General features: G+C 65.4%; 22 protein-coding genes. 3 read left to right on the top strand and 19 right to left on the bottom strand.

The window, feature by feature from the left end; genetic code table 11:
- Window positions 1-11: 11 nt before the first annotated feature.
- The 7 genes from ACYVF5_RS10185 to ACYVF5_RS10155 all read right to left on the bottom strand — a co-directional run bounded on the left by ACYVF5_RS10185 (window position 12) and on the right by ACYVF5_RS10155 (window position 8036).
- Complete coding sequence (locus tag ACYVF5_RS10185) at window positions 12-881, bottom strand: shikimate dehydrogenase (RefSeq protein ID WP_460945955.1); 870 nt, start codon at window positions 879-881, stop codon at window positions 12-14.
- The gene (gene mltG, locus ACYVF5_RS10180) at window positions 881-2263 is read right to left on the bottom strand and encodes an endolytic transglycosylase MltG (protein ID WP_460945953.1); all 1383 of its coding nucleotides are present in this window, start codon (window positions 2261-2263) and stop codon (window positions 881-883) included. Before mltG ends, ACYVF5_RS10185 begins: the two co-directional genes overlap by 1 nt.
- Window positions 2264-2267: 4 nt before the next feature.
- Window positions 2268-2738: a Holliday junction resolvase RuvX gene (gene ruvX, locus ACYVF5_RS10175; protein ID WP_460945951.1), complete on the bottom strand. Its 471-nt coding sequence runs from the start codon at window positions 2736-2738 to the stop codon at window positions 2268-2270.
- A 10-nt stretch (window positions 2739-2748) separates the two neighbouring features.
- The gene (gene alaS, locus ACYVF5_RS10170) at window positions 2749-5403 is read right to left on the bottom strand and encodes an alanine--tRNA ligase (RefSeq protein WP_460945949.1); all 2655 of its coding nucleotides are present in this window, start codon (window positions 5401-5403) and stop codon (window positions 2749-2751) included.
- 18 nt (window positions 5404-5421) lie between these two features.
- Window positions 5422-5655 carry a hypothetical protein gene (locus tag ACYVF5_RS10165; RefSeq protein ID WP_460945947.1) on the bottom strand — a complete coding sequence of 78 codons (234 nt, stop codon included), beginning with the start codon at window positions 5653-5655 and terminating at the stop codon, window positions 5422-5424.
- A gap of 153 nt (window positions 5656-5808) precedes the next feature.
- Complete coding sequence (gene rpsD, locus ACYVF5_RS10160; RefSeq protein WP_460945945.1) at window positions 5809-6438, bottom strand: 30S ribosomal protein S4; 630 nt, start codon at window positions 6436-6438, stop codon at window positions 5809-5811.
- A gap of 179 nt (window positions 6439-6617) precedes the next feature.
- A complete protein-coding gene (locus tag ACYVF5_RS10155; RefSeq protein WP_460945943.1) occupies window positions 6618-8036 on the bottom strand; it encodes a replication-associated recombination protein A in 1419 nt (472 codons plus the stop codon).
- A gap of 151 nt (window positions 8037-8187) precedes the next feature.
- Between ACYVF5_RS10155 and ACYVF5_RS10150 the strand changes: the two genes are divergently transcribed.
- Both ACYVF5_RS10150 and ACYVF5_RS10145 read left to right on the top strand, forming a co-directional pair.
- A complete protein-coding gene (locus tag ACYVF5_RS10150; RefSeq protein WP_460945941.1) occupies window positions 8188-8982 on the top strand; it encodes a peptidylprolyl isomerase in 795 nt (264 codons plus the stop codon).
- 89 nt (window positions 8983-9071) lie between these two features.
- Window positions 9072-10301, top strand: a complete 1230-nt coding sequence (locus ACYVF5_RS10145; protein ID WP_460945939.1) for a DUF349 domain-containing protein — start codon at window positions 9072-9074, stop codon at window positions 10299-10301.
- A gap of 690 nt (window positions 10302-10991) precedes the next feature.
- On the opposite strand, the gene ACYVF5_RS10140 is transcribed toward ACYVF5_RS10145, so the two are convergent.
- From ACYVF5_RS10140 to thrS, 12 genes are all read right to left on the bottom strand, one after another.
- Window positions 10992-13238, bottom strand: coding sequence for a RelA/SpoT family protein (locus tag ACYVF5_RS10140; protein ID WP_460945937.1), 2247 nt, complete (start codon window positions 13236-13238; stop codon window positions 10992-10994).
- 47 nt (window positions 13239-13285) lie between these two features.
- A complete protein-coding gene (gene secF, locus ACYVF5_RS10135; protein ID WP_460945935.1) occupies window positions 13286-14302 on the bottom strand; it encodes a protein translocase subunit SecF in 1017 nt (338 codons plus the stop codon).
- Complete coding sequence (secD, locus tag ACYVF5_RS10130) at window positions 14302-15948, bottom strand: protein translocase subunit SecD (protein ID WP_460946612.1); 1647 nt, start codon at window positions 15946-15948, stop codon at window positions 14302-14304. The genes secF and secD overlap by 1 nt, the downstream gene beginning before the upstream one ends.
- A gap of 135 nt (window positions 15949-16083) precedes the next feature.
- A complete protein-coding gene (gene yajC, locus ACYVF5_RS10125) occupies window positions 16084-16521 on the bottom strand; it encodes a preprotein translocase subunit YajC (protein WP_460945933.1) in 438 nt (145 codons plus the stop codon).
- A 69-nt stretch (window positions 16522-16590) separates the two neighbouring features.
- Complete coding sequence (gene ruvB, locus ACYVF5_RS10120; RefSeq protein WP_460945931.1) at window positions 16591-17613, bottom strand: Holliday junction branch migration DNA helicase RuvB; 1023 nt, start codon at window positions 17611-17613, stop codon at window positions 16591-16593.
- On the bottom strand, window positions 17610-18227 hold the full coding sequence (ruvA, locus tag ACYVF5_RS10115) for a Holliday junction branch migration protein RuvA (protein WP_460945929.1): 618 nt from the start codon (window positions 18225-18227) through the stop codon (window positions 17610-17612). Before ruvA ends, ruvB begins: the two co-directional genes overlap by 4 nt.
- 45 nt (window positions 18228-18272) lie before the next feature.
- On the bottom strand, window positions 18273-18839 hold the full coding sequence (gene ruvC / locus ACYVF5_RS10110; protein WP_460945927.1) for a crossover junction endodeoxyribonuclease RuvC: 567 nt from the start codon (window positions 18837-18839) through the stop codon (window positions 18273-18275).
- A 9-nt stretch (window positions 18840-18848) separates the two neighbouring features.
- Entirely contained in the window at window positions 18849-19610 is a 762-nt protein-coding gene (locus tag ACYVF5_RS10105; protein ID WP_460945925.1) for a YebC/PmpR family DNA-binding transcriptional regulator, read from the bottom strand.
- 256 nt (window positions 19611-19866) lie between these two features.
- Window positions 19867-20469 (bottom strand): pyridoxal 5'-phosphate synthase glutaminase subunit PdxT, encoded by a 603-nt coding sequence (gene pdxT, locus ACYVF5_RS10100; protein ID WP_460945923.1) that lies wholly within the window; start codon window positions 20467-20469, stop codon window positions 19867-19869.
- Window positions 20459-21361, bottom strand: a complete 903-nt coding sequence (gene pdxS, locus ACYVF5_RS10095) for a pyridoxal 5'-phosphate synthase lyase subunit PdxS (RefSeq protein ID WP_460945921.1) — start codon at window positions 21359-21361, stop codon at window positions 20459-20461. Before pdxS ends, pdxT begins: the two co-directional genes overlap by 11 nt.
- Window positions 21362-21449: 88 nt before the next feature.
- Window positions 21450-22043, bottom strand: coding sequence for an HIT family protein (locus ACYVF5_RS10090; RefSeq protein ID WP_460945919.1), 594 nt, complete (start codon window positions 22041-22043; stop codon window positions 21450-21452).
- Window positions 22031-24043: a threonine--tRNA ligase gene (thrS, locus tag ACYVF5_RS10085; protein WP_460945917.1), complete on the bottom strand. Its 2013-nt coding sequence runs from the start codon at window positions 24041-24043 to the stop codon at window positions 22031-22033. The genes ACYVF5_RS10090 and thrS overlap by 13 nt, the downstream gene beginning before the upstream one ends.
- A gap of 55 nt (window positions 24044-24098) precedes the next feature.
- Here thrS and ACYVF5_RS10080 point away from each other — a divergent pair, with 55 nt between their 5' ends.
- A complete protein-coding gene (locus ACYVF5_RS10080; protein ID WP_460945915.1) occupies window positions 24099-25580 on the top strand; it encodes an SDR family NAD(P)-dependent oxidoreductase in 1482 nt (493 codons plus the stop codon).
- Window positions 25581-25610: the final 30 nt, after the last annotated feature.

The following is a 25610-nucleotide window of genomic DNA, read 5'->3' as shown; positions in this document are numbered from 1 at the left end:
TGCTCGCCGGATCAGCCGCCGACCGGCTGTCCCCGGCGATCGAGCCCCACGACGCTGAGCATTCTGGTGACGATCTCTTCTTCGCCGTCGAGCTCGGCGAAGGGATCGTCTGCGACGAAGATGCGCAGCTGTACGACGGCCTGGTGCACGAGCATGGCCAGCCCGTTTGCGACCACACCGCCCGCAGAGGTCCAGGCCGCTGCGAGGGGGCTCGGCCAGGGGTCATACGCGACGTCGAGCAGCGCAGCGCTCGCCATCACGGTCGCGGGCCATTTCACAGGGGTCTGCACACCGCCGGGCAACGTGCTGATGACGAGTTCGGGTCGCGCGAGCTCTTCCGTCGCGGCAGAGAGCGGGTGCACGCCGACGGTGAGGCCGACGGCGCGGCCGATGTCGACGAGCGCGACGGCCTTCTGGGGATTCCGGGCGAGCACGTCGACGTGCAGCGCCCCGAGCTCCGCTGCTCCGACCATCGCGCTCGTCGCCGTCGCACCCGATCCGACGATGACGACGTGTGGCGCCTCGCCGACGTCAACGGCCCTCAGCGCATTCGTCAGCCCGGCGACATCCGTGTTGTAGCCGGTGATCGTCCGGCCGGCGTCGCGCCAGTTGAAGCGCAGGGTGTTCACGGCGCCGGTCTGCTCCGCGATCTCGTCGACGGCGTCGGCGAGGCGCAGCGCCTCGCGCTTGAGAGGCATGGTCAAAGACAGTCCCCTCCAGCTCCGGTCGAGCCCTCCGACCACACGGGCGAGCGCGTCTTCGCCCACGTCGAGGCGTTCATAGCTCCAGTCGAGCCCGAGCATGTCGAGTGCCGTCCGGTGGAGAAGCGGGGAACGCGAATGCTCGATCGGCGAGCCGAGCACAGCGAGCTTCGCGCTCATCAGCAGCCCTGGCCGGGGTTGGCGGAGCACCACTCCCTGAGCTGGGCGACAGCGCTCTCATGTTGCTCGTTCGTCTCTGAGAACACGGTCTCGCCCGTTTGCAGGTTGACCGTGACGAAGAAGATCCACGGGCCGTCGGCGGGATGCATGGCCGCGTCGATGGCGGTGTCCCCCGGGCTCGAGATGGGCCCGGCCGGCAAACCGGTGTGAACGTATGTGTTCCACGCGTTGTCGTCAGAGAGAGCCTCTTCGGTCGACCACACGGTCTCGCTCGTGCCGACCGTCAGGAATCCGCTCTTCGCCTGGATGCCGTACTGCGCTGTGGAGTCCATCTGCAGGGCCATGTCCTGTGCCAGACGGTTCTGGATCACTCGTGAGACACGGTAGAAATCGTCAGCCAATCGGGCCTCGCGTTCGATGACCGAGGCGATCGTCAGAATGCGCTGGCGGTCCTCGACGGGCACACCGGCGCTATCGAGGGACTCGACCGTGCGGTTCACAAGGGTCTGGATGGCGTCTGTTGCCGTGACGCCCGGGTCGAACGTGTATTGGGCGGGGAAGAGCCAGCCCTCGATCGACGGCGCATCCGCCGGGATGCCGTACTGTGCCGGATCCTTGACGGCGGCCTGGAACTCCTCGACCGGGAGCTCTGTCGCCGTCGACAGTTCTTCGAGGATCTGGCTCGTGGTGATGCCTTCCCTGATGAGGGCTGTTCGTTCGATCTTGTTCGCGGGATCGAGAAGGGCGTCGAGGGCGGCCTGCGCGCTCATACGCTCGGCCAGCCGGTAGACACCGGGGTGGAACACCGGTTCCTCCGGCTGAGCGACGAGCAGGTCATAGAAGGCGTCGTAGGTCTTCGTGACCCCCTCCTGCTGCAACCGGGTCGCGATGTCGGCGCCCGTGTCTCCGCTGTCGATCGAGACGAGCACCTCGCCTGTGCCGATCCCCTCATAGTCGTTCGGCTCCTGCCACCCGAGAACCTCCCGGATCTGGGGCTCGAAGGTGTTCCAGACGTACAGGCCCCCCGCGGCGATCGCCCCCAGCGTGACGAGCACAACGACGAACGCGATCAGGCCTCTTTTGCTTCGCTTCTCTCTCGGCGGATAGCCTGACGCGTCGTCACGCCGGCGGCTGGACCGGGACGATCCGGTGCCGACGGCCTCGTCTGGCGCATCGTCGTCGAGCAGCTGCTGCAGGCTCGGGGCGCTCGCGGCTTCGCGTGCGGCACGCCTCGACTGAGGTTGCCCGCCGCCACTGTGCCCGGCGCGCGTGTGCCCGCTGTTCCGATCGTTCACAGAGGGCGACGTGCGGCGCCCGCCATGATCATCGTCGGCACGAAAGACCGCGTCGAACGGGTCGTCTGGTGAATCCTGGTCTGCCACCGTTTCAGGGCCCTTCGGTTTGGTCGACGAGGTTCCCCGGAGGGGTTCCACTGCCGCGCTCGACATCGAGTGCGTGCTGCAGGATCACGACCGCAGCAACCTGATCTATGATCCTACGGGTCGATTTCTGGGATTTGCCGGAACCGCGCAGTTGCGCGTGGGCCGTCACCGTCGAGAGCCGTTCGTCGACGAGCCGTACGGGAACGCCGCCCGCTGCAGCGAGCGAGCGCGCCCAGTCGACGGCATCCGTCGTCGAGGCCGTGTGGCCGCCAGAGAGCGACAGGGGAAGACCGACGACGAACTCGATGGCGTCACGCTCCCGCGCCAGCTCCAGGATCCGAAGCAGGTCGGCGCGGCCGTCGGCACTGCGCGGGATGGTCTCGACGGGGGTCGCGATCATGCCGTGCAGGTCGCACTGCGCCACGCCGATCCTGGCCTTCCCGACGTCGATCCCGATCCGCACTCCCGAACGCACGATCCGGCCGCTATCGCAGAGCGTCCACGACAGCGGCCAATGCGCGATCGATGGCCGTTGTGTCGGTTCCGCCGCCCTGCGCGATGTCGTCTTTTCCGCCGCCTCCGCCGCCGAGGACTTCGGATGCGGCGCGGACGAGCTGCCCGGCTTTCGCGCCCGCCTGCCGTGCGGCATCGTTCGTCGCGACGATGATCACCGGGCGGTGCTTGATCACGGCGGCGAGGGCGACGACTGACGCCTCGGCGCCGAGCCGTTCGCGCACACCGGTCACCAGCGCGCGCAGATCGTCTGCCGATGCGAGGGAGCCGAGCGATTGGGCGACGACCTGCACGTCGCCGACACGCGCAGCTGTGGTGACGAGGCTCGGCACGCGTTCCGCGCGCTCACGCGCTTCGAACGCCTGGATCTTCTTCTCGGCCTGTTTGAGGTTCGCGACGAGCTCTGAGATGCGGTCGGTCAACTGCTCGCGGGGAACCTTGAGCGAGGACTGGAGCTGCGAGACGATGGCGCGCTCGGCGGCGAGGTCGCGGAACGCCTCGAGCCCGACGAGCGATTCGACACGTCGGTTCGCCGACCCGACCGACGACTCGCTGATGAGATTGATCATGCCGATCTCTGCACTCGACGAGACGTGTGTGCCCGCGCACAGTTCACGCGACCACGGGCCGCCGATGTCGACAACCCGAACGACGTCGCCGTACTTCTCGCCGAAGAGCGCCATGGCGCCGAGCGATTTGGCGTCGTCGAGGGGCATCTCGCGGGTGACGACCTCGAGGTTGTTGCGGATGGCGTTGTTCGAGATCTCTTCGATCTCGGATCTGGTCTCGGAGGACAGCCCCTGGTTCCAGGTGAAGTCGAGGCGCAGGTAACCCGCCTTGTTGTATGAGCCGGACTGGTGAGCATTCGGTCCGAGCACGTCGCGGAGCGCCGCATGGATGATGTGGGTGCCGGAGTGCGCCTGCCTGGCCCCTCTTCTGTAGTCCGCGTCGACGACGGTCCTCGCCGCGTCTCCGACCGCCACCTCGCCCGATCGCACCTGCACTTTGTGGCTGATCAGCCCTTTGATCGGCTTCTGCACGTCGAGGACCTCGAGTTCGAACCCGGAGCCGACGATGAGGCCCTGGTCTGCCTCTTGGCCGCCGGACTCGGCATAGAGAGTGGTCTCGGCGAGAATGACCTCGGCGATGTCACCGGCCGCGGCCGAGGTCGTGGAATGCCCGTCGACGATCAATCCGAGGATTCGCGACTCGGCCTCGAGCTGGGTGTATCCGTGGAAGACGGTCTCGCCGAACGCGCGGAACGCGCTGTACACACTGAGGTCGGCAAGTGCGGTCTTTTTGCTCTTCGCGTCGTCTTTCGCCCGCCGACGCTGATCAGCCATCAGCGAGTCGAACGCCTTCCTGTCGACGGACAGCCCGGCCTCGTCGGCGATCTCGAGCGTGAGATCGATCGGGAACCCGTAGGTGTCGTGAAGCAGGAACGCCGTGTCTCCCGGCAGGGCCGGCGCACCAGAGGCCTTCGACTTCTCGACGGCGACGTCGAGGATCGCTGTGCCGCCGGCCAGCGTGCGCAGGAATGCTTCTTCTTCGCCGTATGCGGCCTGCGAGATTCTGGAGAAGTCGTGTTCGACCTCTGGGTACGAGGCCTTCATCGCATCTCGAGAGGCGGTGAACAGCTCGGGGAAGGTCGCTTCTTCGACGCCGAGAAGCCGCATGGCGCGCACGCTGCGTCGCAGAAGCCGCCGCAGGATGTAGCCGCGTCCCTCGTTCGACGGGGTGACGCCGTCGCTCATCAGCATCAACGACGAGCGCACGTGGTCCGCGATGACCCGCATACGGACGTCGTCGTTGTGGTCGGCGCCGTAACGGCGACCGGACAAGTCGGCGGCACGGTCGAGGACAGGCCTGACCTGGTCGATCTCGTACATGTTCTCGACGCCCTGCTTGAGGAACGCGACCCGCTCGAGTCCCATCCCGGTGTCGATGTTCTTGCGCGGAAGCTCGCCGACGATGCGGAACTCTGTTTTGCTCGTCACATCGGCGATCAGGTACTGCATGAACACGAGGTTCCAGATCTCGACGTACCTGTCGTCATCCGTCGCCGGGCCGCCGTCACGGCCGTATGCGGGGCCCCGGTCGAAGAAGATCTCTGAGCACGGTCCGGCCGGCCCGGGCTGCCCCGTCGACCAGTAGTTCGTGTCTTTGCCGAGGCGCTGGATGCGGTCGTCGGGAAGACCAGCGATCTGCTTCCAGTGCCTGATCGCCTCGTCGTCGTCGCGGTAGACGGTGACCCAGAGGTCTGCGGGGTCGAAACCGTAGCCGCCGTCGTTCTCGGCCGAGGTGAGGAGCTCCCAGGCATACCTGATCGCGTCCTCTTTGAAGTAGTCGCCGAACGAGAAGTTGCCGTTCATCTGAAAGAAGGTTCCGTGACGCGGAGTCCGTCCCACTTCTTCGATGTCGTTCGTGCGGATGCATTTCTGCACACTCGTCGCGCGCGGGTATGGCGCGGGCACCAGACCGGTCAGGTACGGGATGAACGGGACCATGCCGGCGATCGTGAACATCACCGTCGGGTCGTCGCTCACGAGCGAGGCAGAGGGAACGACGGTGTGGCCGCGCGCTGCGAAGTAATCGAGCCAGCGCTGACGGATGTCAGAAGTCTTCATGTGTCCGTTCGGATCGTGCTAGGAGTTCTTGAGGTGATCGATGGTGTCTTCGGCGCTGTCGACGATCTGGTCGATGTTCTCGCGCAGTTCGGCCTCTCGCGCACGATAGGCGTCGGCGACGGACTCGTTGAACTCGCGCAGCCGGCCATCGAGGTCGGCGAAGAAGCGCTGCCCCTTCGCCGTTTTGTTCACCTCGTGTGCGACGACGAAACCGGCGGCTATTCCGGCCACAAGCCACAGAACATTCTTCATGGAGCACTCCCCTGGCGACTGACAAACCAACCAAAAGCACAGTCTACGGGTGGCGGGGCTTCGCTCGCTCGTCAGCGGCATCTCGGCAGACCGCGCACGAGCGGGCCACGGCGATGCCGTGACCCGCTCGTGTGCGATCTCTGGTGCTGTCGATCAGCGAGCCGCGTAGTACTCGACGACGAACTGGACTTCACAGGTCACGGGGACCTCTGAACGCTGGGGGCGACGCACAAGACGCGCCTGCAGTTTGTCGATCTCGACCTCGAGGTATGGCGGAATCTTCGGGAGGACGTCGGCGTGGCCGCCGGCGGCGGCGACCTGGAACGGCTCGATGCCCTCGCTCTTGGGTTTGACGTGGATCATCTGGCCCGGCTTCACACGGAACGACGGGCGATCGACGAGCTGGCCGTCGACGAGGATGTGACGGTGCACGACCATCTGGCGGGCCTGGGCGGTTGTGCGGGCGAACCCGGAACGGACCACGAGGGCGTCCAGGCGCATCTCGAGAAGCTCGACGAGGTTCTCACCGGTCAGCCCCTGTGTGCGGCGCGCCTCTTCGAACGCGATCTTCAGCTGCTTCTCGCGGATTCCGTACTGGGCGCGCAGGCGCTGCTTCTCGCGAAGGCGCACGGCGTAGTCGCTGTCGGTCTTGCGCTTGGTGCGTCCGTGCTCGCCGGGAGCGTATGGGCGCTTCTCAAGGTACTTGGCGGCCTTCGGGGTCAGGGCGATGCCCAGTGACCTCGACAGGCGGGTCTTGCTGCGGGTGCGTGACTTGGTAGACACGGGTTCCTTTCAATGGTTTCTCTGACAGTGCTTTGCAAGCGCGCGCGAGCGCACGGCAAAAGTAAGAGGGATCAGCCAGGGCGGTTCGGCTACAGAACACATCCCGTCAATCTGAGGTCGTCACGCAGCCGCACGCTCAAACCAGATCCAGGCCAGCGACAATCCTAACACGCGCGGGCTCAGTCGAGGGGTTTCCCGCGCACGATGCGCAGCAGCTTGGCCAGTCGCGAACTCACCTCGCGCTCATTCCCCCGCTGCGTCGGCTCGTAGTAGCGCACGGTGCGAAGCTCGTCTGGCAGATATTGCTGCTCGACGACGCCGACCTCTGTGTCATGCGGATACCGGTATCCCTTGCCGTGGCCCAGCCGCTTGGCACCCGCATAATGGGCGTCGCGCATCGGCTTGGGCACACGGCCGAAGGCTCCGGCCCTGACATCGGCGATGGCGCGGTCGATCGCGACGTACGAGGCATTGGACTTCGCGGTGGTGGCGAGATAGACAACGGCCTCTGCGAGCGGAATCCGGCCCTCTGGCATCCCGATGAGCTGAACGGCGTCTGCGGCCGCCACGGCGATCGGCAGCGCCTGGGGATCCGCCATTCCGATGTCTTCAGCCGCCGAGATGATGATCCGGCGGGCGATGTAGCGCGGATCTTCGCCCGCCTCGATCATCCTCGCCAGATAGTGGAGCGCGGCGTCGACGTCTGAGCCCCTGATGGATTTGATGAACGCGCTGATGACGTCGTAGTGCTCATCGCCGTTCTTGTCGTATCTCAGCAGGGCACGATCGACGGCGGACGCGACGATGTCTGCGGTGATCTCGGGCTTGGATGCGTCGTCGGGCGGCCGCTCTGACCCGGTGGAGGCTGTTCCCTCCGCCTGGGCGCCGTCTGCCTGGGCGCGCTCTGCTTGGGCGCGCTCTGCATGGGCGCTGACGGATGCCGCCTCGAGCGCCGTGAGTGCGCGGCGTGCGTCCCCCGATGCCAGGCGGATGATCGCGTCGCGGGCGTCGTCTGACACGGTGAAGCGGTCGCCGAGGCCGCGTTCGTCGACGATGGCCCTGTCGACCACCTCGCGCAGGTCTGCGTCGCTCAGCTGCTCGAGGGTCAGGAGCAGAGAGCGGGAGAGCAGGGGCGCTATGACCGAGAACGACGGATTCTCGGTGGTCGCCGCGACGAGGATCACCCGGCCGTTCTCGACACCGGGCAGCAGCGCGTCTTGCTGTGCCTTGGAGAAACGATGGATCTCGTCGAGGAACAGGACGGTCGCGAGACCATAGAGGTCTCTCGAGGTCATCGCTTCTTCCATCACCTGACGCACGTCGCGTACACCCGCGGTCACCGCCGAGAGCTCGACGAACCGTCGACCGGAGCTGTGCGCGATCGACTGCGCGATGGTGGTCTTGCCGGTGCCGGGAGGACCCCAGAGGATCACCGAGACGGAACCCTTGTCGGAAGAGGTTCCCGTCGCCAGGCTGACGAGGGGGGATCCCGGTTTCAGAAGGTGACGCTGGCCGGCGACCTCGTCCAGCGACCGCGGCCGCATCCTGACCGCGAGGGGCGCACTGCCCGGATGCAGGCCGGAACCGCTCATCGTCATGCCTCAAGGCTAGACGGTGCCGCCGACATCGACTGCCGCACGGTTTGGTCGGCGAGGTCCGGTCACCGTAAAGTTCTGAGTGGCCGAGTGGCTGCGCCGGCACCCCGACGGGGCGGCGGTCCGTCGGCACGGTGATGAGAAGGGAACGCACGTGGCACCCAGCAAAGCAGAGGAGCGCCAGGCCAGAGAGGCCAGGGAGCGCCTGAAGGGGTACCAGGCTCGCAAGCAACTGCACGAGCACGGGCTCCAGCGCCGTGTCCGTGACAATTGGATTGCAGGAATCGCGATAGTCGTTGTGGCCACCGCTGCCGCGTTCGCCCAGGTGTTCTACTTCTCGGGAGGACCGGGAACCCCGGAGGCCACGTCGACACCGGCGCCGACGGCATCAGAGACGCCTGCCGCCGGACAGAACAGCGGCGATGTGCCGTCGGCCGACATCGCCGAGAACCGCGCCTGGAGCGGGACGCTCACCATCAACGACGTGCCGCTTGAGATCGAACTGGACGGCGCCGCTGCCCCGCAGGGAGTCTCGTCGTTCATCTCGCTCAGCCAGTCCGGTTTCTACAACGGGGTGACGTGTCACCGGCTCACCAACGGCGGATTCTTTGTGCTGCAGTGCGGTGACCCGGAGGGAACCGGGTCTGGCGGCCCCGGCTACAGCTACGGACCGATCGAGAACGCGCCAGAGGACGACGTCTATCCGGCCGGCACGCTCGCGATGGCCAGGGTCGGCAGCGACGCGTACAGCATGGGCAGCCAGTTCTTCATCGTCTACGAAGACACAACGATCCCCTCTGACGAGGTCGGTGGGTACACGGTGCTCGGGCACGTCACGGCGGGTCTCGACGAGTTGAAGGCGCAGGTCACAGACAAGGGCATCGCTGACGGCGCCACGGACGGCGCCCCGGCCATCCCGGTTGCTATCACGTCTGTAACAGTCGAGTAGAACATCGTCGGCGTGCAATGGCGTCATACTAGGCTTGAGCGCAGTTTGAGGTCGCACAGCTGTGCGACGACCGCAGCAAGGTGAGGCACGTGGCAACTTCTGATCAGCAACCCTGGGGCAAAGTCGACGACCAGGGCACCGTATTCGTTCGCGAGGGTGACGAGTGGCGCGAGGTGGGCCAGTACCCAGACGGCACGCCCGAAGAGGCTCTCGCCTATTTCGAGCGCAAGTACACCGATCTCGCCGGACAGGTCACGCTGCTCGAACAGCGGGTCAAGCGCGGCGCACCGGCAGCAGATGTCGCCAAGGCCGTCACCCGCCTGCGCGGTGTGGTCGCCGGCGCGAACGCGGTGGGTGATCTCGGTGCGCTGACAGAGCGTCTCGGCGCACTCGACACCACGGTGGGCGAGCTCACGGAGCAGCAGTCAGAAGAGACGAAGGCTGCTCTCGCCGACGCCGTGGCGGTTCGGACCGCCATCGTCGAAGAAGCAGAATCGCTCGCTGCGCAGGACCCGGCGAAAACACAGTGGAAGGTCACGACCGAGCGCATCAACGACCTCTTCGCCAGGTGGCAGGCACACCAGCAGGATGGCCCGAAGCTACCGAAGTCAGAGGCGAATGACCTGTGGAAGCGATTCCGAACGGCTCGAACGACCATCGAACAGCACCGCCGCGCATTCTTCGCCGAGCTCGACTCCGCGCACCGTGATGTGAAGACGCGCAAGCAGGCGCTGATCGAACGGGCAGAAGCGCTTGTGCCGAAGGGCGCGGACGGGGTGCCGGAATACAGGGACCTGCTCGACGAGTGGAAACGCTCGGGACGAGCGGGAAAACGGCAGGATGACGCGCTCTGGGCACGATTCAAAGCGGCCGGAGACGCGATCTATGCCGCGAAATCCGAGATCGACGCGCGTGACAATGCAGAGTTCCAAGCCAACCTCGCCCAGAAGCAGGAGCTGCTCGCCGAAGCGCAACCGCTCCTGCAGGAGAAGAACCGTGACAAGGTGAGGCAGGTGCTTCTGTCGATCCAGAAGCGGTGGGACGAGATCGGCAAGGTTCCTCGCGACCAGGTGCGAACGATCGAAGAGGGACTGAAGCGCGTCGAGCAGCACCTGCGCACCCTCGATGACGAGCATTGGAAGACGAACAACCCTGAGACGAAAGCACGGACCGAGGGTCTCGCGAGTCAGCTGAACGACGCGATCGCGAAACTCGAGGCTGCACTCGACGAGGCGAAGGCGTCTGGTGACCAGGCGAGGATCGACGAGGCGACAGAAGCACTCGAGGCTCGCAAGCTCTGGCTCAACGCCCTGAACTGAGCGCGCAGCATCGATCGGGTCGGCGCCGGTTATCCCCAGCGCTGCCTGTTCGTCTTCGTTCTCCACCGATTCACGGCGGTCATGGCGTCGGTTCTTTGAGACGGCGAAGCTTGGTGAATGGCCACAGCGATTCCCCGAGTCCTCACCGGAAGCCTGCTTCCGGACGCCGAGCTGCACGCTGCACGCCTCGACGGTGACATCGTGCAGTTCCATGACGCCTGGATCTGCGTCGACGAACCCGATTCCGCCGAGTTGCGTGCGTTGGCGGTCCATGCCGACTCAGTGCGCCGCGGGAACGGTTCCGGAGCCCTGATCGCCTGCGATCTGACGGCCGCCTGGATCCATTGTGTGCTCCCCCGCGCGCCTCGCCGCCTGTCGTTCTGCACGCGCCGCCAGCAGCGTGCGCGAGCATCGATCGATGCGAGGGCGAACCATCCTGAGCGCAGCCTCGCTGACGACGATGTCATCAGGTACGGGGCCATGCGCGTGACGAGCGGGTACCGCACCGCACTCGATCTCTGCAGAATGAGGAACGAGATCCCCGACATCGCGCGCCCGATCGCCGAGTTGCTGCACGCGACAGGCCGCACTCCTGATGCCCTGTCAGAGGCCGTCTCTCGGCCGGGCGTCGCCACGGACGAGATGGCGCGGCGACTGTCTGCCGTCCGCGGGTGCTACGCGGCTCTTGTCTCAGCCGTTGCTCACCCGGTACACGTCGTAGACGGCGTCGATCCGCCTCACAGCGTTCAGCACACGGTCCAGATGGGTCGTGTCGCCCATCTCGAAGACGAATCGACTGATCGCGAGGCGGTTGGACTTCGACGTTGACACCGTCGCAGAGAGAATGTTCACGTGATGCTCGGTGAGCACCCGTGTCACATCGCTCAGCAGGCCTGAGCGATCGAGGGCCTCGACCTGGATCTGAACGAGGAAAACGCTCTTCGCGCTCGGCGCCCACTCGACGTCGATCATCCGCTCGGGTTCTTCGAGCAGCGACGCGACGTTGTGGCAGTCCGATCGGTGAACAGACACACCAGACCCACGTGTGACGAAACCGACGATCTCATCACCGGGAACGGGTGTGCAGCACTTCGCCTGCTTCACGAGGATGTCGGGCGCGCCGCGCACAAGCACACCTGAGTCGCTCGCGGGGGTCGACCGTTGCCCGCGCATGGGAAAGTCGATGGGCGCGGTCTCGGGGTCGCTGTCGCCCTGCAGGAGCGCAGCCACCTTCTCGAGCACGGACTGCGTCGACACGTGGCCTTCACCCACGGCGGCGTAGAGCGCCGAGACGTCTTCGTAGCGCATCTGCGACGCGATCTCGGCGAAGGAGTCCTGTGTCATCAGCTTCTGCAGTGGCATGTTCTGTTTGCGCATCGCGCGGGCGATGGCATCTTTGCCCTGCTCGACGGCTTCTTCGCGACGCTCCTTGGTGAACCACTGGCGGATCTTGTTCCGCGCACGTGTGCTCTTCACAAAGCCCAGCCAGTCCTGGCTGGGTCCGGAGTCCGGGTTCTTCGACGTGAACACCTCGACCACATCGCCGCTCGACAGCTCGGACTCGAGCGGGACAAGGCGCCCGTTCACCTTGGCGCCCATTGTGCGGTGCCCGACCTCTGTGTGCACCGCATAGGCGAAGTCGACGGGGGTCGCGCCGGCCGGCAGTCCGATCACACGCCCCTTCGGCGTGAACACATAAAGCTCTTTGGCGCCGATCTCGAATCGCAGCGAATCCAGGAACTCCCCCGGGTCCGCGGTCTCTGCCTGCCAGTCCGAGATGTGTGCCAGCCAGGCCATGTCGACTTCTTGGGACTTCGCGGTTGCGGCCTTGCCGTTCACCCGCTCCTTGTACTTCCAGTGCGCCGCGACGCCGTACTCCGCGTGCTGGTGCATCTCGTGGGTGCGAATCTGAATCTCGACGGACTTGCCGCCCGGTCCGATCACCGTGGTGTGCAGTGACTGGTACAGGTTGAACTTCGGGGTGGCGATGTAGTCCTTGAAACGACCGGGGATCGGAGTCCACCGCGCGTGGATGGCGCCGAGCACCGCATAGCAGTCGCGCACACTGTTGACGAGAACCCTGATTCCGATGAGATCGTAGATCTCGTCGAACGATCGTCCGCGAACGATCATCTTCTGATAGATCGAGTAGTACTGCTTCGGGCGCCCGACGACTTTGCCGCGGATCTTCTGCGCCCTGAGGTCGTCGTTGACGGCGTCGATGACCTTCTGCACGAACTCTTCGCGCTGTGGGGTGCGTTGCTTGACGAGGCTTTCGATCTCGGCATAGAGCTTGGGGTACAGCACGGCGAACGACAGGTCCTCGAGTTCCCACTTGATCGCCTGGATGCCGAGACGGTGCGCGAGCGGTGCGTAGATCTCGAGGGTCTCCGTGGCTTTCTTCGCGGCCTTCTCCGGCGGAACGAAACCCCAGGTCCTCGCGTTGTGCAGGCGGTCGGCGAGTTTGATGATGAGCACACGGATGTCCTTCGACATCGCGACGATCATCTTGCGCACGGTCTCGGCCTGCGCGCTCTCGCCGTACTTCACCTTGTCGAGCTTTGTCACGCCGTCGACGAGCATCGCGACTTCGTCGCCGAACTCGCCGCGGAGTTCGTCGAGCGGGTATCCGGTGTCTTCCACGGTGTCGTGGAGCAGCGCGGCGGCAAGGGTCTTCGCGCCGATGCCGAGGTCGGCGAGAATCTGCGCGACGGCGACCGGGTGCGTGATATACGGCTCCCCGCTCTGCCGCACCTGCCCTCTGTGCGCGAGCTCCGCGACGGCATACGCGCGCTCGATGAGCGAGAGATCTGCTTTCGGGTGATGCATGCGCACCGTGCGCACAAGCCGGTCGACGGCTCCGACGGGTTGCGCCTTCGAGAAGATGCGCGGCACGAGACGGCGCAGCGAGGCGTTCGACTGCTGCAGTTCCGTCATGCGATCACCTTCTCTTCACGACCTGTGGGTGACCAGGCAGTCTACGCTCACGCGGTGACTGTTTCCTGCTCGCCGGCCTTCTCGCCCGCACGTTCACGCGAGGCGAGCACACGCGCGTCTCGTTTCTTGATCTCGGGCTCTCCCTGGCGGAAGAGCGCGTACAGCGGGGCGGCGACGAAGATCGTGGAGTAGGTTGCGACGAGGATTCCGACGAACAGCGAGAGCGAGATGTCGCGCAGCGTGTCCGCACCGAGGATGAAGTCACCGATGACGAGGATCGCGGCAACCGGCAGTGCGGCGACGACGGACGTGTTGATGGAGCGCACGAGCGTCTGGTTCACCGCGAGGTTGACGGACTCCGCGAACGTTCTCGTCGAGTTGTCTCCGTCCTCGCTCGTGTTCTCTCGGATCTTGTCGAAGACGACGACGGTGTCATAGAGCGAATAACCGAGAATCGTCAGGAACCCGATCACGGCCGCCGGGCTGATCGCGAACCCGCTCAGGGCATAGACACCGAGTGTGATCACGAGGACGTCGAGCAGCGCGATCATGGCGGCGGCAGACATCTTCCAGGTGCGGAAGTAGATGGCCATCACGATGAACGCGAGCGCCACGAACACCACGAGGCTGAGCAGAGCCTGTCGTGTGACATCAGCACCCCAGGACGGCCCGATGTTCGAGACCGAGATGTCTTCTTCAGCCACGCCGTACGACTCGGCGAGGGCGGCGACGACCGCGCGGGAGTCGTCGTCGCTCATCGACTCGGTGCGGATGCGGATGCCGGAGTCGCCGACGACGCTCACCTGCGCTGCGTCGTCTGAAACCACGTCGGCGACGGCGTCTGTTGCGAGGTCCTGATCCGTCGTCTCGGCGCCCGCGATGGAGAACTGCGATCCGCCGGTGAATTCGATGCTGAAGTTGAATCCGCCCTTGACGAGCGGCACAAGGACAGACGCGAGAACCAGCGCGATCGCGACGGAGAACCAGACACGGCGGTTGCCGACGAAGTTGACCGAGCGTTTGCCGGTGTAGAGGTCATTGCCCCAGGTGGTCAGGCTTGCCATCAGCGATCCTTCTCCTCTGCCTTCGTCGAGTCGCCGACAAGGGCGAGATCTGCCTGCTTGCGCTCGGCGATGGTTTTGCGCTTGTTCGCCTCGCGACTGGACGAGGCGATCTTGGCCTGCGTGACGGTCGTGGGTGCTCGGAACTGCGCCCGCCCGCGATACACGGCGCCGAGCGCCGTCGGGTCAAGGCCCGAGAGCGGGTGCCCGCTCGAGAAGAATCTCGTCTGCCCGAGCAACTGCAGAATCGGGTGGGTGAAGAGGAAGACGACGAGGACGTCGATGATCGTTGTGAGTCCGAGTGTGAACGCGAATCCACGCACGTTGCCGACGGCGAGCACATAGAGCACAACTGCTGCGAGAACGTTGACGCCCTTGGATGCATAGATGGTGCGTCTCGCGCGCTTCCAGCCGGTCTCGATGGCCGATTCCAGTCCTCGCCCGTCGCGAAGCTCATCCCTGATGCGTTCGAAGTACACGATGAACGAGTCCGCTGTGAATCCGATCGCCACGATCAGGCCGGCGACACCGGCGAGCGAGAGGCGGTATCCGTAGTGCCACGACAGCAGCGCGATCGTCAGATAGGTCAGCAGCGCTGCGACGACCAGAGAGGCGATGGTGACGAATCCGAGCAGGCGGTACTGGAAGAGTGTGTAGATCATCACCAGCACAAAGCCGATCAAGCCGGCGATCAGACCGATCTGAAGCTGCGACGATCCGAGTGTCGCCGAGATCTGCTCGTCGCTCTGCGTCTCGAAGCTGATCGGGAGCGCGCCGTACTTGAGCTGGTCGGCAAGCGCCTTCGCGCTCTCTTCCGTGAACGACCCGGTGATCCTCGCATTGCCGTCTGTGATCACGGCGTTGCTCTGCGGAGCCGTGATCACGGCTCCGTCGAGCACAACGGCGAACTGGTCAAGTGGTGACTCCATGCCGGTCAGCCGCTGCGTGACAACTCTGAAGTCTTCCGTTCCCCTGTCGTTGAACTCGAGGTTCACTCCCCACTCGCCGGTGGTCGCCCCGCTCTGCGTCGTCGTGAGCCCGGCGTTGGCGTCAGAGATGTCCTCACCGAGAACCTCGACCGGGCCGAGCACGTATTTCACGGAGCCGTCTGTCTCGCAGGTGACGAGCGGTTCGTCCTCCGGCGCCGGTTCGACCCGGTCGGCAGTGCTCGCGCAGTCGAACGCCTGATACTCGGCCTGAAGCGCTGGGGTGAGCTGCGCGAGGTCGCTCGCATCGGTCGGCTCGGCCGTCGGTGTGCTCTCGAGGCTCGGGTCGGGTGTGGGGTACGGCGTCGACTCGCCGTCCTCACCGACGAACGAGTTCGCGGGCGCTCCCGCGATGAGCACGGGCCTGAACTCGAGCTTCGCAGAGGCCTCGATGCGGTCGCGTGTCTCTTCGTCTGCGACCCCCGGGATCGCGACAACGACGTTGCTGCCCTCTGTCGTCACTTCGGCCTCGCTGATGCCGGAGGCGTCGACGCGCTGGCGGATGATCGACACCGCCTGGCTCAGCTGCTCCTGCGAGACCGACGCGCCCTCAGAGACCTGGGGGGCGAGGATGATCTGGGTTCCGCCCTCGAGGTCGAGGGCGAGTTTGGGCGCGTACGAGCCGCCTCCCCAGATGACAGCTCCGATGAGAACACCGAGCATCGCCACCACGACGACCCCCAGCCAGGAGAGGGAGCGCCAGGCGCGACGACCTGGCGTTGACTTCGACTGTGCCAACTGCGTACTCAGCTTTCTCTGCTGCCCCGATGACGGGGGTGCACCGAAGTGCCGGGCGTGTTACTCGTCGTTCTTCTTGTCGCGTGAGTCGACAGCGGTGTCGTCGTCGGCCCCAGGCTGCGACGATCCCGATGCAGACGCCTCGGTGTCTGCATCGGTCGAGCGCTCCCCGAACTCCGGCTCACCGACGTACTCGGCGTTGTCTTCGTTGAGCTCAGCATCAGGGGCCTCGGCCTCGGTCTCTTCGATGACGCGGGTGATCGTCTGGCGGTGCAGGGTCAGCACCTGCCCGGGGCTCGTCTCGAGCTGCACTTTGTTGTCACCCTCGTCGATGGCGAGAATGGTGCCATAGAGACCGAAGTTGGTCATCACCTCGGCGCCGGGCACAACCTTGGACTGCAGGTTCTCCGTTTCGCGCTTGCGCTTCTGTCCATTTCTGAACATAAAGAAGATGAGAACGGCCAGAATGACCAGCATGCCAATTGAAACTGCGTCCATAAGAGGAGAAAAACCTTCCGCGGGGGTGGTACCGCAAGTCTAGGGGGTTGGCCGACGGGCCAGCTTGCATTATAGAACATCGGGCAGGAGCGATTGCTGGGAACGCTCGATGCCGAAATGACGGAAGGCCTGCGGCGTCGCCACCCTGCCTCGCGGAGTGCGGGTGATGAGGCCCGTTCTCACGAGAAAGGGCTCGACGACGCTCTCGATCGTCTCCCCTTCTTCGCCGACCGACACCGCCAGTGTGTTGAGCCCGACGGGCCCGCCGTCGAAGCGCAGAAGCAGGGTCTGCATGACCGCACGGTCGAGCCTGTCGAGCCCGAGCTCGTCGACGTCGTACAACTCCAGAGCGGCGCGAACTGCAGCTTTGTCCGCTGCGCCGCCGTGCACGAGCGCATAGTCGCGCACACGCCGCAGCAGACGGTTCGCGATTCTCGGTGTGCCTCTGCACCGGCCGGCGATCTCGGCGAGTGCATCGCGGTCGACGGTGAAGTCGAGCAGCCTCGCGGCGCGCACCAGCACGATCTCGAGCTCGGACTCGTCATAGAACTCGAGGTGGGCGGTGAATCCGAACCGGTCCCTCAGCGGGTTCGGCAGCAGGCCCGACCGTGTGGTGGCGCCCACGAGAGTGAACGGTGCGAGATCGAGGGGAACAGAGGTCGCACCCGCTCCCTTTCCGACCATGATGTCGATGCGGAAGTCCTCCATGGCGAGATAGAGCATCTCTTCGGCCGAGCGCGCCATCCTGTGGATCTCGTCGATGAACAGCACCTCACCGGGCACCAGGCTCGACAGGACGGCGGCCAGATCGCCCGCGTGCTGGATCGCCGGGCCGCTCGACATACGCAGCGGTTTGCCGCTCTCGTGGGCGACGATCATCGCGAGAGTGGTCTTGCCGAGACCGGGAGGGCCAGAGAGAAGGATATGGTCGGCGGTGCGCTGCTGCATCGACGCCGCGGTGAGCAGGAGTTGCAGCTGACTACGCACCTTCGCCTGGCCGACGAACTCGGCCAGGCTCGTGGGCCTGAGCGCGCCTTCGAAGGCGATCTCGGCCTCGGACTCCACGTCCGTGCTGGTCAGGTCGTTCGTCATGCGCGTCCCGCTGACGACGTGGCGGGGCCGAGCTGCGCGAGAGCCAGCCTCAGCAGTGTCTGGACGGGCGCGATGTGCGCATCCGGGGTCTGGGCGACGACGTCCACAACGGCCTGGGCGGCGACCTTCTCCGACCAGCCGAGCCCGACCAGGGCGACGACCACTTCGTCGCCAACGGCCGCGGATGCCCTCGGTGCGGTCTCGGCCTCGACGTGAGCGGCGAGCTTCCCCGCCAGCGACACGATGATCAGCTTTGCGGTCTTGGGCCCGATCCCGCTCACCCGGCGAAAGGCTGCATCGTCTTCGGCGGCGACAGCGGCGGCGATCTGTCCGGGCCCGAGAGCGGAGAGCACACCGAGGGCCGATTTCGGACCCACACCCGTGACACTCGTGAGCAGATCGAAGACCTGAAGCTGTTCGGCGGTTTCGAACCCGAAGAGCGAGAGCGCGTCTTCACGCACGATCAGCGCGGTGTGGACGAACGCCTGCTCGCCCGTCCGCAGCGCGAGCGCGTGCTCGGGCGTCACCTGAAGCTGGTAGCCGATGCCGCCGACCTCGATGACGACGGAGCCGCCCACCGCCGAAAGTACAGTTCCGCGCAGACTTGAGATCACCCATCCACAATACGTGTGACGCCCGACAGATGACGGCCGCCACGCTCAGCCGCGCCGTTTCGCGGCCTTCTCCGCCGCCTGCCAAGCCCGTTGCGCGGGCGTCTCAGACGGCGTCCCGGTGGCCTGAGCGCCGTCGGCAGTGCTTCCTCTCCAGGCGTGGCAGATCGCGAGGGCGAGTGCGTCGGCCGCGTCGGCCGGCGTCGGCGGCGCATCGAGGGACAGGATGCGCGTGACCATCGTGGCGACCTGCCGCTTGTCTGCGGACCCGTAGCCGGTGATCGACGCCTTGACCTCGCTCGGCGTGTGCAATCCCACTCGAAGCGACCGGGAGGCTGCCGCGTGCAGCGCGATCCCGCTGACCTGCGCCGTTCCCATCACCGTGCGCAAGTTGTGCTGGGCGAACACGCGCTCCACCGCGACGGCGCCGGGGGCGAACTCATCGATCGCGTCGGAGATGCCCATCGCGATGGTCAGGAGGCGTTCCTCGATGGGCAGGTCGGATGCGCTTCGCACGACGCCGAAGTGCACGAGGCTCACCCGTCGACCGGGGAGAGTGTCGATCACGCCGATTCCGCATCGGGTCAGCCCTGGGTCGATCCCGAGAACGCGCACGAGGCGGCCTCAGTCGTCTTCTGCCTCGAGCTCGGCCTGGACCTCGGCTGAGAGATCGAGGTTCGTGTAGATGTTCTGCACGTCGTCCGAGTCTTCGAGCGCGTCGATCAGCCTGAACACCTTGCGCGCGGTTTCTGCGTCGACCTCGACCTTGAGATTCGGAACGAAGGCGACATCTGCCGAGTCGTAGTCGATGCCGGCGGACTGCAGAGCCTCACGCGTGGCGAGCATGTCCGAGGCCTCTGTGACGATCTCGAAGGTGTCGCCCTCCGGCGTCACCTCTTCGGCGCCGGCGTCGAGAACGGCGGCGAGGATGTCGTCTTCGGTCGTGTTCTCCGCCGGAACGACGATGACACCCTTCCTGGCGAAGTTGTATGCGACGCTCCCCGGGTCTCCCATGGTGCCGCCGTTGCGGCTCATCAGCGTTCTCACGTCTGCAGCCGCACGGTTCTTGTTGTCGGTCAGACACTCGATGAGCAGGGCGACGCCCGAAGGGCCATAGCCCTCATACATGATCGTGCTGTAGTCGATCGTCTCGCCGGTGAGACCCGCGCCCCGCTTGATCGCCCGATCGATGTTGTCGTTCGGCACAGAGGTCTTCTTCGCCTTCTGCACGGCGTCTTGGAGCGTGGGGTTACCGGCGAGATCAGCACCGCCGATCTTCGCGGCGACCTCGATGTTCTTGATGAGCTTGGCGAACGCCTTGGCGCGACGTGAGTCGATGACCGCCTTCTTGTGCTTCGTCGTCGCCCATTTGGAGTGACCTGACATGTGCTCCCTTACCGTTGCAAAAGTTCGCGTCCATTCTACGGCAGGGCCAGAGAGGGTCCGCTGCGGCTTGCAGGCGCGAGAAGAGGAAACCGGCGCGAGAAGAGGACGATTTCGTCCCTCAAGGCCTCAGCTCGAGCTGTTTTCCTCTTCTCGTGCTGCTGAGCTATTGGCCGCTCCGGTCGCTGCGTCACAATCGCACTCTCGGCAGAACCCTCGGAACAAACATCGCCCTGAGAGCGCGCCCGGGGGCCGAGGCTCAGCGCGCTTTGCGCACCTTCTTGAGAAAGTACTCGTGGAACCTGGTGTCGCCGGTGACCTCGGGGTGGAACGAGGTGCCGAGCAGGTTGCCCTGCTCGACGGCCACCACCCGGCCGTCGTCGAGCTCTGCGAGCGGCACCGCACGCTCCCCCACCGTCTCGACGATGGGGGCCCGGATGAATACCGCATGCACGGGGGTTTCTGCCACCTGGCGCACGTCGAGGTCGGTCTCGAACGAGTCCAACTGCGAGCCGAATGCGTTCCTGCGCACGGTGACGTCGAGTCCTCCGAAGGTGTGCTGCCCGGTGATGCCGTCGACGATGCGGTCGGCGAGCATGATCAGGCCGGCGCAGGTCCCATAGACAGGCATCCCGTCTGAGATCGCCTGACGAATCGGCTCATCGACGTCGAAGATGCGCGAGAGCTTGTCGATCACAGTCGACTCACCGCCGGGGATCACGAGGCCGTCCACGGCATCCAGATCGCTCGCACGCCTGACAAGCCGCACCTCTGCGCCGAGCCCGGTGAGCACCCTGGCGTGTTCCCTGACGTCGCCCTGAAGGGCGAGGATGCCGACCTGCGGCGTCGTGTTACCAGCCACGCTCTGCGAGGCGGTGCGGTGCGGCGAGGTCGGCGACGTTGATGCCCACCATGGCCTCTCCCAGTCCGCGAGACACCTCGGCGATGGTCTTCGCGTCGTCGTAGTGAGCCGTCGCCTTCACGATCGCTGCGGCGCGCTGCTCCGGGTTGCCCGACTTGAAGATGCCGGAGCCGACGAAGACGCCGTCTGCTCCGAGCTGCATCATCATCGCGGCGTCTGCGGGCGTCGCCACCCCTCCGGCTGTGAAGAGCACAACGGGCAGTGCACCGGTCTCGGCGATCTCGGCGACCAGGTCATAGGGCGCCTGCAGCTCTTTCGCCGCGACGTAGAGCTCGTCTTTCGACATGGCGGTCAGGGCGGCGATCTCTGAGCGGATCTTGCGGATGTGCTTCGTCGCCTCTGAGACGTCGCCGGTGCCGGCCTCGCCCTTCGAGCGGATCATCGCCGCGCCCTCGTTGATGCGGCGGAGCGCCTCACCGAGGTTCGTCGCACCGCAGACGAAGGGCACGGTGAACTTCCACTTGTCGATGTGGTTCTTATAGTCGGCGGGGCTCAGCACCTCGGACTCGTCGATGTAGTCCACGTCGAGCGCCTCGAGCACCTGTGCCTCGACGAAGTGACCGATGCGCGCCTTGGCCATCACCGGAATCGACACCTCCGCCTTGATCGCGTCGATCAGGTCGGGGTCGCTCATACGCGCGACGCCGCCCTGTGCGCGGATGTCGGCGGGCACCCGCTCGAGCGCCATCACGGCCGTTGCGCCGGCATCCTCGGCGATGCGCGCCTGCTCGGGTGTGACGACGTCCATGATGACGCCTCCCTTGAGCATTTCTGCGAGTCCGCGTTTCACGCGGTTTGAGCCGATTTCGCCGGTGGTGGTGCTGTTCGTCATAGTGATCAATCCTACTCGTTGTGCGTGGGTGCCTGGCCGCGACCGGCGTCGTTGCAGCGGGTCTGGCAGGCGATGGACGTCTCTCAGGTCATTCTGCCGCGGGCCAAGCCTCTGCGATCGCCAGCCTGACGTCGCCCAGCAGCTGCGGCAGCGGTTTCGTCTTGGCGATGATCGGCATGAAGTTGGCGTCTTGGGCCCATCGGGGAACGATGTGCTGATGCAAATGAGCGGCGATGCCGGCACCCGCGACCATTCCCTGGTTCATGCCGATGTTGTAGCCGTCGTTGCGTGAGACCGAGCGCAGCACACGCATGGCTGTCTGGGTGAGCGAGCCGATCTCGGCGACCTCGTCGTCATTCGCCAGATCATAGGTCGCGATGTGGCGATACGGGCAGATCAGCAGGTGACCGGAGTTGTAGGGGAAGAGGTTGAGCAGCACGTATGCGTGCACTCCCCTGGCGACGATCAGTGCGTCTTCATCCGGCATCGCGGGCGCGTGGCAGAACGGGCAGTCATCTTCTCCCGGTTGCTGGCCCTTCTGGATGTAGACCATCCGATGCGGAGTCCACAGGCGCTGGAACTCGTCTGGAACACCGGCAAGCCTGGCGGCAGCGATCAGCTCGGGGTTCCCGTGTTCTCCCGACCAGCCGTCTTCATGGTCGTCGAGGGTCAGGCGGGCCATGCGGTCAGAACCTGTTCCTTCGCCTCGATCGACGCCGTGATCCGCTCGATCGCCCGGGCGACGGGCACCCCGTTCAGCTGGGTGCCGTCGCGGAACCGGAAGCTCACGGCGCCGTTGGCGCGGTCCTCTTCGCCGGCGATGAGCTGGAACGGGACCTTGGCCTTTGTATGTGTGCGGATCTTCTTCGGCATCCGATCGTCTGAATGGTCGACCTCGGCGCGGACCCCCCGTAGCGCCAACTGCGACACGATGTCGTCGAGGTAGTCGCCGTACTCCTCGGCGACGGGGATGCCGACGACCTGAACGGGCGACAGCCAGACGGGGAACGCACCGGCGTAGTGCTCGAGCAGGATCGCGAAGAATCGCTCGATCGAGCCGAACAGGGCGCGGTGGATCATGATCGGGCGTTTGCGGGCGCCATCGCTGTCGGTGAACTCGAGGTCGAAGCGCTCCGGCAGGTTGGGGTCGACCTGCACTGTCGAGAGCTGCCAGGTGCGGCCGATCGCGTCGTGGGTCTTGAGGTCGATCTTCGGACCGTAGAAGGCGGCTTCGCCCGGAATCTCGGTGAGGGTGAGGCCGCTCGCCAGGCCGACACGGCGGAGCGCGTCTGTGGACTGGTCCCAGAACTCGTCTGAGCCGATCCATTTCGACTTCTCGTCGTCGCGCATCGAGAGTTCGAGTTCGAAGTCGGTGAGGCCGAAGTCGCGCAGCATCGAGATCACGAACTCGAGCACCTTCGCCACCTCGCCTTCGAGCTGGTCTGGGGTGACGAAGAGGTGCGAGTCGTCTTGGGTGAAACCGCGCACGCGGGTGAGGCCGTGCAGGGCGCCAGAGAGCTCGTTGCGATAGACGGTGCCGTTCTCGGCGAGCCGCATCGGCAGGTCGCGATAGCTGCGCGCACGTTCCTTGTAGATGAGGATGTGCATGGGGCAGTTCATGGGCTTGAGGTAGTAGTCGGCGCCCTGCTTGACCAGGTGACCTGCCGCGTCGAACTCCTCGTCCATGCGGATCGGCGGGAACATCCCCTCTTTATACGTGACGAGGTGATTCGACGTCATAAAGAGGTCTGCCTTGCTGATATGCGGGGTGTAGACGTAGCTGTAGCCCGCCTTCACGTGGCGCGCCCTGGCGTGCTGTTCCATCTCTTGACGGATGATGCCGCCACGGGGGTGCCAGACAGACAGACCTGAGCCGATCTCGTCGGGAAAGCTGAACAGGTCGAGTTCGGCGCCGAGCTTGCGGTGGTCGCGCTTCGCCGCCTCTTCGAGCCGGGTCTGATAGGCGCGCAGCTCGTCTTTGGTGGGCCAGGCCGTGCCATAGATCCGCTGGAGCTGGGGGTTCTTCTCCGAACCGCGCCAGTACGCGCCGGCTATGCGCATCAGCGCGTATCCGTTGCCGATCATGCGGGTGCTCGGCAGGTGAGGGCCGCGGCAGAGGTCTTTCCACACGGTCTCGCCCGATTTCGGGTCCACATTGTCATAGATGGTCAGTTCACCCGCACCCACCTCGACCGCTTCATCGGTCGACCCTCCGGTGGTCGAGCCTGTCGAGACCCCCTCGGTGGTCGAGCCTGTCGAGACCGAGACCAGGTCGATCAGCTCGAGCTTGTACGGCTCGCCGGCGAGTTCTTCGCGAGCCTGTTCTTCTGTCACAACGCGTCGCATGAAGCGCTGACCCTGGCGGATGATGCGGTCCATCTCTTTCTGCAGGGTCTTGAGATCCTCGGGGGTGAACGCCTCTGCGACGTCGAAGTCGTAATAGAAGCCGTCGGTGACGGGCGGGCCGATGCCGAGCTTCGCGTCTGGGTTGACCTTCTGCACCGCCTGCGCCAGAACGTGTGCGGCCGAGTGCCTCAGGATGCTCAGACCGTCTGGCGAGTCGATGGTCACCGCTTCAACGTCGTCGGAGTCCGTGATCGTCGTCGCGAGATCCTTGAGCTCACCGTTGACGCGCATGGCGACAACGTTCCGGTCGGTGAATTTCGCGAATCCGTCAGACACGTCGTGTGCTCCTTCTCATCAAGACTTCAACTTTACGGCAGCATAGAATCGTCGGATGCACGCGAGCGAACTCAACGAGCCGACGATCGACCCGGACGAGCTTGCGGTGACCCTGCGGGTGCTTGGCAGTCTGCACGGCATGAACGAGGAACACCCTGACTTCGTGGCCGTTCGGCACGCGACCGCGCACATGTTCAAGGCGGTGAAGCAGGCCAGGCGACGAGAGAAGCGCGACGCGGTCGCCGAGGCCGATCGCGCGGTTGTGGCCGCCACCGCGACGGGTGCCCCCGACCGCATCGACGACGAGACCCGCGGCGTCTCGCTGGCCGCACGCGTCGACGCACCGTCTGCGGGAACGCTCATCAAATCTCGCGCCTGTTACATCTGCAAGGAGCACTACACACACGTCGACGCCTTCTATCACCAGCTGTGCCCCGCCTGCGCGAGACTGAGCCACGAGAAGCGCGGCGCTCGCACCGATCTCAGCGGCAGAAGAGCCCTGCTCACCGGTGGGCGGGCGAAGATCGGGATGCACATCGCCTTGCGGTTGCTGCGAGACGGCGCCCACACCACGATCACGACCCGGTTCCCCCGGGATGCCGTGAGACGGTTCGCGGCCCTGCCAGACGCCTCTGACTGGCTGCACCGCCTGCGGATCGTCGGCATCGACCTCAGAGATCCCGCCCAGGTCATCAGTCTGGCCGAGTCCGTCGCCGAACGCGGCCACCTCGACATCCTCATCAACAACGCGGCGCAGACCGTACGACGCTCCCCCGGGTCGTATGCACCGCTCGCCGCGGCGGAGTCCGGCCCTCTCCCGGAGGGCGATCTGCCCGAGGTCGTGACGTTCGGGCATACGATCGACGCGCATCCGCTCGCCCTGGCCGCGTCGGTCGCCTCGCACCCCGTGCTGAGCACGGACCTGTCGATGCCGACCGCAGTACGGAGCGGGGACGATCTCGCGAGGCTCGCGATGGCGGCGGGATCGTCGTCGGTCGAGAGGCTCAAGGCCGGGACGGCCATCGACGCCGGTGGTCTCGTCCCCGACCTGCACGAGGTGAACAGCTGGACCCAGAACGTCGACGACGTCGATCCCCTCGAGATGCTCGAGGTGCAGCTCTGCAACACGACTGCGCCTTTTCTGCTGGTGAGCCGGCTTCGGGCTTCACTTGCCGCGTCGCCGGCGCGCCGGACCTACATCGTGAACGTCTCTGCCATGGAGGGGGTCTTCGGGCGCGGGTACAAGGGGCCGGGGCATCCGCACACCAACATGGCGAAGGCGGCGCTGAACATGCTCACCAGAACGAGTGCGAAAGAGATGTTCGACGACGGCATCCTGATGACGAGCGTCGACACCGGATGGATCACAGACGAACGACCGCACCCGACCAAGGTGCGACTGGCCGAAGAGGGGTTCCATGCCCCACTCGACCTCGTCGACGGAGCGGCGAGGGTGTACGACCCGATCGTGCGCGGCGAGAACGGCGAAGACCTCTATGGATGCTTTTTGAAGGACTACGGGCGCAGCAGCTGGTGAGCCAGCGACAGCCGAGCATGCGGGTGCCCG

The organism is Okibacterium endophyticum (genome assembly GCF_054780075.1).
The sequence above is the reverse complement of the archived record's forward strand: the minus strand, read 5'-3'. Positions and strand labels throughout refer to the sequence as shown.

Excerpts from the sequence above, each read along its gene's own strand:
- pdxS (WP_460945921.1), bottom strand. The coding sequence starts at position 21,361 with ATGACGAACAGCACCACCACCGGCGAAATCGGCTCAAACCGCGTGAAA.
- ACYVF5_RS10080 (WP_460945915.1), top strand. The coding sequence starts at position 24,099 with ATGCACGCGAGCGAACTCAACGAGCCGACGATCGACCCGGACGAGCTT.
- secF (WP_460945935.1), bottom strand. The coding sequence starts at position 14,302 with ATGGCAAGCCTGACCACCTGGGGCAATGACCTCTACACCGGCAAACGC.
- ACYVF5_RS10090 (WP_460945919.1), bottom strand. The coding sequence starts at position 22,043 with ATGGCCCGCCTGACCCTCGACGACCATGAAGACGGCTGGTCGGGAGAA.
- ACYVF5_RS10165 (WP_460945947.1), bottom strand. The coding sequence starts at position 5,655 with ATGAAGAATGTTCTGTGGCTTGTGGCCGGAATAGCCGCCGGTTTCGTC.
- secD (WP_460946612.1), bottom strand. The coding sequence starts at position 15,948 with ATGCTCGGTGTTCTCATCGGAGCTGTCATCTGGGGAGGCGGCTCGTAC.
- ACYVF5_RS10185 (WP_460945955.1), bottom strand. The coding sequence starts at position 881 with ATGAGCGCGAAGCTCGCTGTGCTCGGCTCGCCGATCGAGCATTCGCGT.
- ACYVF5_RS10155 (WP_460945943.1), bottom strand. The coding sequence starts at position 8,036 with ATGACGATGAGCGGTTCCGGCCTGCATCCGGGCAGTGCGCCCCTCGCG.
- ACYVF5_RS10105 (WP_460945925.1), bottom strand. The coding sequence starts at position 19,610 with ATGTCAGGTCACTCCAAATGGGCGACGACGAAGCACAAGAAGGCGGTC.
- ACYVF5_RS10140 (WP_460945937.1), bottom strand. The coding sequence starts at position 13,238 with ATGACGGAACTGCAGCAGTCGAACGCCTCGCTGCGCCGTCTCGTGCCG.
- yajC (WP_460945933.1), bottom strand. The coding sequence starts at position 16,521 with ATGGACGCAGTTTCAATTGGCATGCTGGTCATTCTGGCCGTTCTCATC.
- alaS (WP_460945949.1), bottom strand. The coding sequence starts at position 5,403 with ATGAAGACTTCTGACATCCGTCAGCGCTGGCTCGATTACTTCGCAGCG.
- ruvB (WP_460945931.1), bottom strand. The coding sequence starts at position 17,613 with ATGACGAACGACCTGACCAGCACGGACGTGGAGTCCGAGGCCGAGATC.